This window comes from Caballeronia sp. LjRoot31 (assembly GCF_964253885.1).
In the GTDB taxonomy this organism is placed as follows: Bacteria; Pseudomonadota; Gammaproteobacteria; order Burkholderiales; family Burkholderiaceae; genus Caballeronia.
Genome location: NZ_CAXURX020000002.1, coordinates 388,351 through 401,176, shown reverse-complemented (window position 1 = coordinate 401,176; position 12,826 = coordinate 388,351). Strand labels below are relative to the sequence as shown.

General features: G+C 61.7%; 12 protein-coding genes. 4 read left to right on the top strand and 8 right to left on the bottom strand.

Annotation, left to right across the window (positions count from 1 at the left end; translation table 11 throughout):
• The first annotated feature begins 9 nt into the window (after positions 1–9).
• Both ACSQ8V_RS20130 and ACSQ8V_RS20125 read left to right on the top strand, forming a co-directional pair.
• Positions 10–600 carry a flavin reductase family protein gene (locus tag ACSQ8V_RS20130; protein WP_436206919.1) on the top strand — a complete coding sequence of 197 codons (591 nt, stop codon included), beginning with the start codon at positions 10–12 and terminating at the stop codon, positions 598–600.
• Positions 601–615: 15 nt separating this feature from the next.
• The gene (locus tag ACSQ8V_RS20125) at positions 616–2,202 is read left to right on the top strand and encodes a gamma-glutamyltransferase family protein (protein ID WP_436206918.1); all 1,587 of its coding nucleotides are present in this window, start codon (positions 616–618) and stop codon (positions 2,200–2,202) included.
• A gap of 118 nt (positions 2,203–2,320) precedes the next feature.
• Here ACSQ8V_RS20125 and ACSQ8V_RS20120 read toward each other — a convergent pair whose 3' ends face one another.
• The 8 genes from ACSQ8V_RS20120 to ACSQ8V_RS20085 form a co-directional block, all read right to left on the bottom strand.
• Positions 2,321–2,983, bottom strand: a complete 663-nt coding sequence (locus tag ACSQ8V_RS20120; protein WP_436206917.1) for a nucleotidyltransferase family protein — start codon at positions 2,981–2,983, stop codon at positions 2,321–2,323.
• Complete coding sequence (locus tag ACSQ8V_RS20115) at positions 2,980–4,035, bottom strand: XdhC family protein (RefSeq protein ID WP_436206916.1); 1,056 nt, start codon at positions 4,033–4,035, stop codon at positions 2,980–2,982. Before ACSQ8V_RS20115 ends, ACSQ8V_RS20120 begins: the two co-directional genes overlap by 4 nt.
• On the bottom strand, positions 4,032–5,246 hold the full coding sequence (locus ACSQ8V_RS20110) for a vWA domain-containing protein (RefSeq protein WP_436206915.1): 1,215 nt from the start codon (positions 5,244–5,246) through the stop codon (positions 4,032–4,034). The genes ACSQ8V_RS20115 and ACSQ8V_RS20110 overlap by 4 nt, the downstream gene beginning before the upstream one ends.
• On the bottom strand, positions 5,240–6,133 hold the full coding sequence (locus tag ACSQ8V_RS20105) for an AAA family ATPase (protein WP_436183383.1): 894 nt from the start codon (positions 6,131–6,133) through the stop codon (positions 5,240–5,242). The genes ACSQ8V_RS20110 and ACSQ8V_RS20105 overlap by 7 nt, the downstream gene beginning before the upstream one ends.
• Before the next feature lie 18 nt (positions 6,134–6,151).
• On the bottom strand, positions 6,152–6,781 hold the full coding sequence (locus ACSQ8V_RS20100) for an SRPBCC family protein (RefSeq protein WP_436206914.1): 630 nt from the start codon (positions 6,779–6,781) through the stop codon (positions 6,152–6,154).
• A gap of 43 nt (positions 6,782–6,824) precedes the next feature.
• On the bottom strand, positions 6,825–9,236 hold the full coding sequence (locus ACSQ8V_RS20095; protein ID WP_436206913.1) for an aerobic carbon-monoxide dehydrogenase large subunit: 2,412 nt from the start codon (positions 9,234–9,236) through the stop codon (positions 6,825–6,827).
• A 71-nt stretch (positions 9,237–9,307) separates the two neighbouring features.
• Complete coding sequence (locus ACSQ8V_RS20090; RefSeq protein ID WP_436206912.1) at positions 9,308–9,829, bottom strand: (2Fe-2S)-binding protein; 522 nt, start codon at positions 9,827–9,829, stop codon at positions 9,308–9,310.
• 46 nt (positions 9,830–9,875) lie between these two features.
• The gene (locus ACSQ8V_RS20085; RefSeq protein ID WP_436206911.1) at positions 9,876–10,742 is read right to left on the bottom strand and encodes an FAD binding domain-containing protein; all 867 of its coding nucleotides are present in this window, start codon (positions 10,740–10,742) and stop codon (positions 9,876–9,878) included.
• Positions 10,743–11,120: 378 nt separating this feature from the next.
• On the opposite strand from ACSQ8V_RS20085, the gene ACSQ8V_RS20080 reads away from it, so the two are divergent.
• The gene (locus tag ACSQ8V_RS20080; protein WP_213768155.1) at positions 11,121–11,927 is read left to right on the top strand and encodes a LytTR family DNA-binding domain-containing protein; all 807 of its coding nucleotides are present in this window, start codon (positions 11,121–11,123) and stop codon (positions 11,925–11,927) included.
• A gap of 385 nt (positions 11,928–12,312) precedes the next feature.
• Positions 12,313–12,726, top strand: a complete 414-nt coding sequence (locus tag ACSQ8V_RS20075) for a MarR family winged helix-turn-helix transcriptional regulator (RefSeq protein WP_436206910.1) — start codon at positions 12,313–12,315, stop codon at positions 12,724–12,726.
• Positions 12,727–12,826: the final 100 nt, after the last annotated feature.

Genomic DNA, 12,826 nt, shown 5'->3' with positions numbered 1-12,826 from the left:
CACGCCATCATGGAAATAGACTTCGAAGCCACCACCGAATATCAGCGATACAAGCTCATGGCGAGCCTGATCGTGCCGCGTCCGATCGCGCTGGTGACAACCATGAGCGCGAGCGGCACGATCAACGCCGCGCCCTTCTCGATGTTCAACATGTTGGGCGAGGAACCGCCCATCGTGATGATCAGCATCAACCGTCTCGACGATGGCTCGCTCAAGGACACGGCCGTGAATATTGCACGCAGCCGCGAGTTCGTCGTGCATCTTTGCGACGAAGCGATGGCCGAAAAAATGCATCGGTGCGGGGAACGTCTGCCGCCCGATGTCAGCGAGTTGGCGAAGGTTGGGCTGACGCCGGTAGCAAGCTCGCGGGTCGCGCCGCCGCGGATCGCGGAAGCACCGGTGGCGTTCGAATGCACGTTGTGGGAGACGCTGGAAACCACAAGCCGGCAGATCTTCATTGGACGCGTCCACAGACTGCATGCACGCGACGAACTGATCGATACAGAAACATGGCACGTGCGGCTTCAACATTACTTCCCGGTCGGACGGTTTGGCGCGAGCGACTATGTGACCACCCGCGAGCGCTTCACGCTCGGCTGACCGGCGACGCAATCCATGCACAACACAACCCTCGCCACGTCCACCGAAGGCATAGTCACCAGCCCGCACGCCCTTGCGAGCGAAGCAGGACTCGAGGTGCTGCGCGCGGGCGGCAACGCGATTGAAGCGGCCATCGCGATTGGCGCCGCGCTGAGCGTGACCTACCCGCATTTCACCGGTCTTGGCGGCGATGCATTCTGCGTCATCGGTGACCGGACGGGAATGTTGCGTACGTTATCGGGCATCGGACAGGCGGCGCAGACGCTGCCTTCGTTCTCTGCGGCCATTCCGTTGCGCGGCGCCGGTTCGACGCTGACCACGGCGGCAACGGTCGATACCTGGCACCAGGCGTACGCAATCAGCCAGACGTCATGGGGCGGCCAACGCACGTGGTCGTCTCTGTTCGATCGCGCTATCGGCTATGCGTCGGAGGGATTTCCGGTCACGCCATCGCAACATTTCTGGCAGCAGTTTCGCGCCGATGAATTGCGCGCAATGCCGGGCTTTTCAGCGGTATTTGCACCCGACGGCCACGCTCCCGGGATTGGCGAGCGCTTCGTTCAACCGGCGCTCGCGCGCAGTCTTGAACGCATCGCAACCTATGGTGCGCGCGAATTCTACGAAGGCGAACTCGCGGAGCGCATTACACGCGGCCTGCAGCAGGCCGGCTCGCCACTGACGCCAACCGACCTTGCGAACACCCGCGCACGCGACGAAGCACCGCTGCGCGTGACGTATCGCGGCGGGGAACTCGTGAGCCTGCAACCGCCAACGCAAGGCGTCACCACGCTGCAGATCATGGGCACGCTCGCACGCTTCGATCTGTCGTCCATTGCCGAGGGCAGCGCCGACTACTATCACTTGCTGGTGGAGGCAGTGAAATGCGCGTTCGTCGATCGGGACCGTTGGGTCTCTGACCCCGAGTTCAATCACGTTCCTGTCGGTGACATGCTCTCGACCGACACGCTCGATGCCCACGCGCGCTCGATCAGCCTTCATAGAGCGCGGGCCTGGCCGCACATATTTCGCCCGGGCGATACGGTGTTCATCGGTGCATCGGACGGGCAAGGCCGCAGCGTCAGCATGTTGCAGACGGTCTACTTCGATTGGGGCAGCGGTGTTGTGGCAGGAGACACCGGCATCCTCTGGCATAACCGCGGCGCGTCGTTCAGTGTGGACCCCGCGCATCACAACGCCGTGCGGCCGGGCAAGCGGCCATTTCATACGCTCAATCCCGGCATGTACCTGAAGGATGGGCGGCCGCATCTGCTGTTCGGCACGCAGGGCGCGGACGGTCAGCCGCAGACACTGGCAGCGGTATTGACGCGGCTGATCGACTACGGGATGGACCCGTTGAGCGCGCTGGCTCATCCACGTTTCCTGCTTGGCAAGACCTTCTCGGATACCCGCGATGCGTTGAAGCTGGAGGAAGACGCCGGTGCCGATGTGTTCGCCGCGCTGGCGGCGCGCGGGCATGAGGTGAGCGCTATTGCAGCGCAAAGTCCGCTTGCGGGTCATCCGGGGGTGATTCGAATTGAATCGGACGGTGCGCTGTCAGGGGCTCACGATCCGCGTAGCGACGGCCAGGCATTGGGTCTTTAAACCCGCGCTCGGCGTAGCGGGTTTGGGGGCACGTGACGTTGCGAGCGTCACGTTCACGCAGTTGATCGAGCATATGCCGCTGGCGTGCATGCCGGAACGCTCGAGTTCGTGCCGCCGGTCATACCCTGGAAGTTGGACCGGCCGTTTCGGCGGAAATCTGCGCCACGCGCGCCAGAATGCTCGCATAGTCCTCCGGCGTGTCCATATCGACGACGAAGCGATCATGCGCGGCTTCATGAATGAACACCTCATCCGGATGCTCGGCGATCAGCTTGCGGCATCCTGGATTGACGTGTCCGCTGATGACCTCGGCGGCATAGCTGGAGGAAAAAACCACAGGGTTGCCACGCAGTCCGTTGAACATGGGAATCAGGATCGATCCGCGCGGCATCGCGGCGAAAGCGTCGACAAGTTCGCGGTAGTCGGCGGCCTCCAGCAGTACCTGATCTGCGAGGCAGACCAGCACGATGCTGCAAGGCGACCGGAGCGCGGCAACACCCGCGGCGACCGACGTCATCTGCCCATCCTCATAGCGCGGGTTGCACTGAAAGATGACCGGCAAGCCGTCCAGCGCCTCCATGACGGCGCGCCCCTTGAAGCCCGTCACCACCACGATTTCCTCGGGGCCTGCAGCAGCCAACGCGCTCACGGTGCGCCTGACTGCGGGCTGCCCATCAACGGGCAGCAGCAGCTTGTGCTGTCCCTGCATCCTCGATGACAAGCCCGCTGCCAGCACCACGACCGAAAACGCCGGCCCCGTCATGTTCCGCGCGTCGTTCATGTCTTCTCCCGTTCCCGCCTGCCTTGAGCAATCGCAAGATATTTATCGGGCGAATGTTCGAACTCGATCTTGCAACCATCACAGCAAAAATAGACACGCTGTCCGCCGCAGTCGACAACATGTTTCGCCGACGCGATATCGACAGGCATGCCGCACACCGGATTGACATAGCGTGCCACCGCGGGCTCAACCGATGCCATCGATTCGCATGGCGGCACGCTCGGCACCGCATCGTCGCCGGTGATACGCGGCGCACCGGCATCGGCCGCTGCCAGCTCAAGTTCGCGCCACTGCGTCACCAATCCGGCGACGGCGCCAAGCGCGATCTCCTGCGGTGTATGCGCGTGGATATGAGGGCCGGCGGGCGCATGCAGCGCGGCCATGCGCTCCTGCGCAATACCGCGCAAACGCATGGTGTCGCGCAACTTGTCCGCCTTGCGCTCGCTCGCCACAAGCAACACAGCCGCCGCCGACGTGCGCAACGCCGCCTCAAGCGCGTCCTCGTCGCAGTCGCCTTGCGTAGCAACCAGAATCAGTTGCGGCTTGATCTGGCCCAGGGCATCGGCATCGAATCCTTGAATGACGCGCGTCAGGCCGAGAGCGGCAAACGGTGCGCTCACGTTCGCCGCAGCGCACACGCGCAGCCCCATGCGTTGCGCGAGCACGCATGCTTCGAGCGCGGTCGGTGTCGAGCCCAGCACGAGTACCAATGGCGCGGGCACTGTCGGCTGGATGAAGAGCTCGATGGTGCCGTTGCTCGCGCAAGGCATGGTGTGGAGTTCAACGTCCGCGTCTTGCGTCGCCGGCTCGTTGCTGATGCGAATGCGTTTGGCCTGCCCCGAGCGGATCGCTGCCAGCGCCGCCTGGATCACGATCGCTCGCGAGCAGCCGCCACCAATCCAGCCGTGCAGCGCGCCCTCACTGTCTATCAGCGCCTGCGCACCGACCCAGGTAGACGTTGGCGGCCCGGCCCGAATAACAGTGGCCACGGCAAACGGCTGCGCCTCTTCAATCAGCCGTTGTTCGAGTTGCAGGATGGTATCGGTGCTCATTGCAGGGTGGACAGCACTTGGGGCAGCACTCGCTCGAGACTCGCCAGATCGCGTGCGCCTGCCAGTAAATCGATATAAGGCATCGCAGCCTGCATGCCAACGCTCGATGGCGTGAAGTCAGCGCGGTCCGCGAGAGGATTAAGCCAGACCAGACGGCGGCAACGCCGGCGGATTGTCGCGAGTGCCTGCTGCAGGCTATCGGGCTCACCTGCGTCGTAGCCGTCGCTGACGATCACGACTGCGGTGCGCGAGTGCAGCAGCCGAGTCGCATGCTGCTGGATGAATTCATCGAGACTCTCTCCAATGCGCGTGCCTCCCGCCCACCCGGCCGACAGCATGTGCAGCCGCTCCTGCGAGCGTCGCGGGTCGGGGTCCCGCAACGCTTGCGCGACACTCACGAGGCGCGTGTGGAAGATGAAGCTATAGACATCGGTCACCCGGGCGCTCAGCACGCGTGCCAACCTCAGGTAGAAAAAGCTGTACAGGCTCATTGAACGGCTGACGTCCAGCAACAGCACGATGCGCGGACGCAGACGCCGCTTCCTGCGCCAGCCGAGATCGAGCGGCAGCCCGCCGCGCGAGACACTGCGACGGATCGTCCACGCCATATCGATCACACGGCCCGCGTTCGCGCGGCGTTCACGGCGAATCTGGATGCCTCGCAGCCGAAGCGCGAAACGCCGGATTGCTTCGTCGATTGCAAACAGTTCGTCCGGCTCGTTAAGGTGGCGGAAGTCCGCATGGGAGAGCGGGGTTTCGCCTGAGGCGCCCTGGTCGGCTGTGCTGCCGTCTGCATGCTCCGGGTCCGCGCCGCTTCCGGCCAGGGACAACGGCAAACCTTCGCTGCCGTCGCGCTGGCCAGCGTTCTTGTCGCGCTCGTTATCCCGCTCGATCCGGCCGGTGCCGCCAGCACGCACTTCAACCAGCGCTCGCCGATTCGGCATCAGGAAGTAAGCGTCGAACAGGTCATCGAAGCGCCGCCATTCTTCGGCGCGCGAGCACAGCACGGCACGCAGGCTCCAGCGCAAGATCTGGCTGTTGGTCTGGCCCGCGAGTTGGGCGACTTCCATTGATGTCGCGATGTCGCTGGTCGTCACGCGAAAGTCGTTCGCGCGCAGCCACCCGGCAAACCCGGTGTAGCGGGCGACCAAAACCTCCTCAATGCCCGACGGAGGCGCACGATCATCGGTGCGAGTATTCACGCTCAACATGCGGCCACCAGTTTCTCGACGACCGGCCGTGTCAGGCCGGCCTGATCCTCACGCGTCTTGACGAGCGCGGACAGCGAATCCATGATCTGCTCCACCCCATCCGTATCAATCACGCTCACCCCCAGACGAAGCAACGCAGATACCCAGTCGAGTGTCTCGGCCAGACCGGGCTTTTTCTGCAAATCCATCTGCCTGACCGACTGCACGAACTCCACCATCTGCCGTGCCAGTTTCTCCGGCACTTCCGGAATCTGGGTACGCACGATCAGCAACTCCTTTTCGAAGCCCGGATAGTCGATGTACTGATACAGGCAGCGGCGGCGCAACGCATCGGAAATCTCGCGCGTTCCGTTTGAAGTCAGGATAACGAAAGGCTTTTCTGTGGCGCGTATCACACCAAGCTCGGGAATCGACATCTGGAAGTCGGACAGCAACTCCAGCAAATAGGCTTCGAACGCTTCATCGGTGCGGTCGATCTCGTCGATCAGCAGGACAGGCGCCGGCGTCGTCGTGATCGCTTCGAGCAGCGGCCGCTTGAGCAGATAGCGTTCGGAGAAAATATCCTGCTCCTTGTCGAGAACCGATCGCTCGTCCTGTTCAAACAACTTGATCGCGAGCAGTTGATGCTGGTAGTTCCACTCGTACAGCGCGGAGTGCGCATCAAGGCCTTCGTAGCATTGCAGCCGGATCAGCCGCGTATCGAGGAGCCGCGCAAGCGCTTTCGCCACCTCGGTCTTGCCAACACCGGCCTCGCCCTCCAGCAACAGCGGCCGGCGCATTTCCATCGTCAGCAGGAGGGTCGCCGCAAAGCTGCGCTCGGCGATAAAACCATGACCCTCCAGCCTGTGTTGCAGGCTCACGACATCGTTCATCCGGTCGGTCACCATGACTGCCTCTGTCCGCTCTCAGACCGACTTGCGGGCGAAAAGCCCACGGAACCACTCGCGCATGACCGCCCACGCCAACGCGAGGCCATTGAGCTCGGAGGGCGGGACGTGAGCGGCTTCCGGCGCGACGGACATGACGGATTGGGGCACGCTCCCCGGTGCTTCCGATGCCACGGACGTCACCTGCGGGGTCGCAAAGGCCTGAAGCCGCGCCGCAAAGTTGGCGACGAACTGCTTGAGCATCTGGTCAGCGACCGGACCCATCAGCCGGCTTCCGAGCGCGGCGGCCTTGCCGCTCATCGTCACCTCGCTCCTGCCCGTCAGCTCGCACGTGTCGCCCGTGGCCTGGACACTCGCGACCAGATCCATCGATGCCGCCGAGCTGCCCGTGGCGTCCGTTCCCTTACCCACCAGATGCAGACTGCGCACCGCCGTGTCGAGATTCAACACCTCGATATCGCCTTTGAACGACATCGTGGCCGGACCGAGCCGAACGGTGATCGTGCCTTTGTAATGGGTCGCGTCCACGCGCTCCGTGATCTTCGCGCCGGGCATGCATCCGGCCACCGTCTCAATGTCCTGCAGCAATTGCCAGGCGCTATCCGACGAAGCGTCTAGTGGAAACACCTTTTCGAGTACGACTTTCATTCCATCACCCTTTGCATAATCGAGTTTCGTTGCGACCGGATCACTATTGCCTGGTCAGGCCCAACGAATGGCACTGCTGCCACACTCGATACGCGTTGTGCGGCATATTCATGTGCGTCACACCCAGATGCGCGAACGCATCGACCATGGCCGACGTAAAACACGGAATCGATCCAACGTGCGGCGATTCAGCCACGCCCTTCGCGCCAATCGGATGATGCGGCGACGGCGTCACGGTGAAATCGGTTTCCCAATGAGGCGTCTCCGCCGAAGTCGGTATGAAATAATCCAGCAACGTTGCGCCCAGCAGATTGCCCGCTTCGTCGTAGGGCATTTCCTGCCCCATCGCCACCGCGAACCCTTCCGTCAAGCCACCATGGATCTGCCCTTCGATGATCATCGGATTGATCCGCGTGCCGCAATCGTCGAGTGCATAAAAGCGGCGCACGCGTGTTTCCCCCGTGTAGCGATTCACGTCGAGCACGCAGACATACGCGCCGAACGGAAACGTGAAATTGGGGGGGTCGTAATAGTCCACTGCCTCAAGCCCCATCTCCATGCCATTGGGAACGTTGTTGTAAGCGGCCCAGGCCACTTGCTTGATGGTCTTGAACTGCTCCGGCGAGCCCTTGAGCACGAAACGATCGATATCAAACTCGACGTCGTTCGGACTGGCTTCCAGCAAATGCGCGGCGATCTGCCGGGCCTTCTCGCGGATCTTGCGCGACGCCCGCGCGATTGCTGCGCCCGCCACGGGGGTCGAGCGCGAGCCATAAGTGCCGAGCCCGTAGGGCGCCGTGGAGGTATCGCCCTCCTCGACCGTAATCACCGAGGCGGGAATCCCGGCCTCTGAAGCAATGATCTGCGCATAGGTGGTCTGATGGCCCTGCCCTTGCGTGATCGTGCCCATGCGCGCAATCGCCGAGCCGTCCGGATGTACCCGTATCTCGCAGGAATCGAACATGCCGACGCCCAGGATGTCGCACATCTTCGACGGCCCCGCGCCCACGATCTCGGTGAAGTTCACCATGCCGATACCCATCAACCACTCAGCGTGCGGATCGGCACGGCGCGCGGCCTGCTCGGCGCGCAACGCCGGGTAGTCGACAGCGGCAAGCACCTTCTTGAACGCCGGCTCGTAGTCGCCGGAGTCGTATTCAAGTCCGAGCGGCGTGGTGTACGGGAACTGCTCCTTGTGGATGAAATTGCGCAAGCGTATTTCGGCCTTGTCGATACCGAGTTTCTGCGCCAGCACGTCGACCATCCGCTCAATCAGATAGACCGCCTCCGTCACCCTGAACGAGCATCGATAAGCAACGCCGCCTGGAAACTTGTTCGTATAAACGCCAGTGACCGAGACGAACGCGTTGGGGATTGCGTAGGAACCGGTGCAGACGTGGAACATGCCGGCGGGCCACTTGGTGGGATCGGCGCAGGCATCGAACGCGCCATGATCCGCCGTGACGTGCACCCGCAGCGCCTTGATCCGGCCGTCGCTGTCAGCGGCCAGTTCGCCCGTCATGTGATAGTCGCGTGCGAAAGCCGTCGAACTCAGGTTCTCGATACGCGACTCGATCCACTTGACGGGCCGCCCGAGCACGATCGACGCGACAATCGATACGACATAGCCGGGATACACGCCGACCTTGTTGCCGAAACCGCCGCCAATGTCCGGCGAGATGATGCGAATCTTCGACTCCGGAATGGACGACAACAAGCCCACCACCGTGCGCACGACATGCGGCGCCTGTGACGTGATGTAGACCGTCAGATCGCCTCGCGCCTTATCGAACGATGCAACGCAACCGCAGGTCTCCAGCGGACACGGATGCACGCGCGGATACAGCATGTCCTGCACCACGGTCACGTCCGCGTTGTCGAATACGCGATCAGTCTTGTCCTTGTCGCCGATATTCCACGTGAAAATATGATTCGGATGCGTGCGTGCGCCGTGCGCGCCAGTCTGCTTGTCGCGGATGTCCTCGCGGATCACCGGCGCATCCGGAGCGAGGGCGGCGAACGGATCGACTACCGCCGGCAATTCCTCGTACTCCACTTCGACCATTTCCGCGGCATCGGCGGCGACATAACGATCGTCGGCCACGACGAATGCCACCTCCTGGTTCTGGAAGCACACCTTTTCATCGGCGAGCACCGCCTGCACATCGCCCGCGAGTGTCGGCATCCAGTGGAGCTTGAGCGGCTTCAGGTCGTCGGCTGTCAGCACCGCATGCACGCCGGGATGGGCGAGCGCGCGCGATTTGTCGATTTTCTTGATCCGCGCATGAGCATATGGACTACGAACCATTATTCCAAACAGCATGCCCGGCATCTTGATGTCGTCGACGTAAGTGCCTTTGCCCTGAATGAAGCGCGGATCCTCGCGGCGTTTGCGCGAACAGCCCATGCCTTCCAGCGCGGCAAGACGATCGAGATTGGTGTCAATGTTTCCCATCACGGTTCTCCTGTCGACCGGAGTTAGCGCTTCAGCGCCTACTCCGGTCCCATGCAAGCTGCTTGCGGTCGTCAGTGCGCGTGCGCTGCCATCAGCGGGTGCGAGGTCTCGACCGGTTCGCCGCGCAGCTTGCGCGCGGCGTATTGCACGGCCTTCACGATATTCTGATAACCCGTGCAGCGGCACAGGTTGCCCGCCATCCAGTAACGGATCTCCTCTTCACTCGGGTCGGGGTTTTCCTGCAATAACCGATAGGCACGCATCAGCATGCCCGGCGTACAGAAGCCACATTGAAGACCGTGCTCCTGCATGAACCCTTCCTGCAGCGCATGAAGTTCACCGCCCTGCGCAAGGCCTTCGACGGTCAGCACCTGCGCGCCTTCGGCCTGCACGGTCAGCACTGTGCAGGATTTCACCGACATGCCGTCGAAATCGACCGTACATGCGCCGCAATGCGAAGTCTCGCAACCGATATGCGGTCCGGTGTGAAGGCACTTTTCGCGCAGCGTATGAATCAGCAATTCGCGCGGCTCGGCCACCACATCGGTTTCCTTGCCGTTCAGCTTGAACGACACCATGACTTTCTTGTTCATGTCTTTCTCTCCAGGAAATCGCGCTCGATACTCAATTACCCAATGCTCAATGAACTGCGCGCGAAAAGGCGGTGGCGAGAGCCCGTCGCGTCATTTCGCCCGCCATCGCCGTCTTGTATTCAACGTCGCCGCGCAGATCCGCAACCGGCGCGCAGGCGGCCATCGCCTGACGCGCGGCTTCGGCTATCGTTTGTTCATCGATGGGCTTGCCTAGCAGCGACCGCTCCGCGCCGGTCGCCCGAAAGGCGGTTTCCGCGACATTCGTCAGCGCAATGCGCACGTCGGCCACAGTGCCGCCGCTCATGCGCAGCGTCACTGCCGCGGCCGCGGTCGCGAAGTCACCGGTCTTGCGCTTGAGCTTCGCGTAGCAATAGCCACTTCCCGCGGCGGGAATGGGTATGCGGATCTCTGTCAGGATCTCGCCGGGTTCGAGCAGCGTCATATAAGTGCCGAGAAAGAACCCATCGGCGGGCACGACACGTTCGCCGCTTGTCCCCACGAGCACGAACGATGCATCGAGCGCCAACATCAGCGCCGGGTGATCGTTGCCTGGATCGCCGTGCGAAATGTCGCCGCCCAGCGTACCCCGGTAGCGGACTTGCGGATCCGAAATCTGGCGCGCGCCCTCCACGATCAGCGGACATTGTGTTTGCAGCAATCCGGACCAGATCAGTTCGTTCTCGGTGGTCATCGCGCCAATGCGAATTTCGTTGCCTGCCTCGCGGATGCCCTTGAGTTCCGCAAGCTTGCCGAGGTCAATCAGTTGACTTGGTTCGGCCATGCGCAACTTCATCATCGGCAACAGGCTGTGGCCGCCGGCAAGCAGCTTGGCAGTGTCGCCATGCTCGCTCAGCAGAGCGACAGCCTCGGGCAAGGTACGCGGAACGTAATAGTCGAATGGACGGGGGATCACACTGGCCTCCTTTGGTTTTCATCCGCCGGCGAACTGAAGCGTAAATGAAGCGTTTTCGTATTAGCCTTTGATGAGCATTTCACATTCTGGCGCCGCCATTCAACGCGATTTCCCGAACGGCAGTTCGCTTGCGCCAATTAACGGAAAACGGGCATGAAACCCGAGACGGGCCGAGTGACCCCGCCATGCGCGACGCTTCGCCCGCCCGGCCCGAAAAATCACGATTTCACGACACAGCGCAGCAGTTCAAGCGGATTTCCTGAATGGCGGGTTTACCTGCGTGAACGGCTCGAAAACTTGCGCGAATTTCGGAAAAGACATACAACAAAGAACAGCCGCCAGAGAGCGGCGACCGCTTTTCAGGGCAGGAGGCCTTGGATGAAACCGTTTGAACACGCCGGGCCGCCGACGTCGGAACATCGTCGCAACGAGACATTCCAGCATAAGCTGGAGCAGTTCAATCCGGGGATGGTCTGGCTCGACGAGCAAGGGCACGTGACGGCTTTTAACGACGTCGCGCTGCAGATCCTCGGGCCGGCCGGCGAGCAGTCGCTGGGGGTCAGCCAGGACAAGCTGTTCGGCATCGACGTGGTGCAACTGCACCCGGAGAAGAGCCGCGACAAGCTGCGCTTCCTGCTGCAATCGAAGGACGCGGGCGGCTGCCCGATCAAGTCGCCGCCGCCGGTGGCGATGATGATCAACATCCCCGATCGGATCCTGATGATCAAGGTGTCGAAAATGAGCGGCGCGCAGGGCGCTTGCGGCACCTGCATGATTTTCTACGATGTCACCGATCTCACGACCGAACCGTCGGGGCAGCAATCCGGCGGCAATGCTGCACTGCCGCGCAGGCTGTTCAAGATTCCCGTCTACCGGAAGAACCGCGTGATCCTGATCGATCTCAAGGACATCGTCCGCTTTCAGGGGGACGGACATTACACGACGATTGTCACCCGGGATGATCGGTATCTTTCCAATCTTTCGCTAGCGGATCTCGAACTGCGACTCGACGACAGCATCTATTTACGCGTGCACCGCAGTCATATCGTGAGCCTTCCGTATGCGGTCGAACTGGTCAAGTCGGAGGAGAGCGTCAACCTTGTAATGGACGACGCCGATCAGACCCAGGTTCCGGTTAGCCGGTCGAGAACCGCGCAATTGAAAGAGTTGCTTGGAGTGGTTTAAGGGGCGGTGCGGCGGTCCCCAGAATGGTTATTGAAAAGCGCGCTCAGCATGGTTGTACCGACCTTGCGTGGAACGCCGCTTCTGGTCCGCCTCATGTCCTGGCTTGGGAGTGCATCGACCCACTCCGTGCACGCAAAAGGGGATAGGGAATCTATCGGACTTGCGCGCCCCTGGCAATTCGTTCGTACTCCAAATTTCCAAGCAGTCACCGCAGCCCATATAGTTGCTATCACTGACGTGCGTGGCCGCGCTCACTGCATGCGCTGTCGCCCATCAGCCAAGCGCTCGTCACGCCAAGGCCTCCCGGCCCTGCACATTCAGCACGCGCCCATATATATCATGATGTGATATTATTTTAACCCAGGATCCTGACTGGACTATCCCCATGAAAGAAACCTTTCGCACCTTGAGAAAAGAAGACTTTGAACAGCTGTCCGAATTTCGTTACCAGATGCGGCGGTTCGAGCGGTTCTCCGAGCAGGCTGCTCAGGACGAAGGCATTACTCCGCTGCAGTATTTGCTGTTGTTGCATATCAAGGGCTACCCGGACCGGGATTGGGCAACTGTCGGCGAACTGGCTGAGCGGCTTCAGGCGCATCACCACGGAGTCGTTTCGCTCGTGTCGCGGTGCGAGGCGCTGGACTTGGTCAAGAGAAAGCCTAGCGAAATCGATCGCCGTCAGGTCGAGGTTCATTTGCTGAAACCCGGAGAGATGATCCTCTCGCGGCTCGCCCAATTGCATCGGGCAGAACTGAAGTCCCTCGCGGGCACCTTCCGCGTTCCGCAGATCGACCTTTAGATCAGGGCACACCGACACTGCCCACCTTTGCTGGCATTTCAATTTCAGCAAGGTCACGCTGTTCCGGCAGCCGATGCAACGCAAATCTGAATTGATGAGG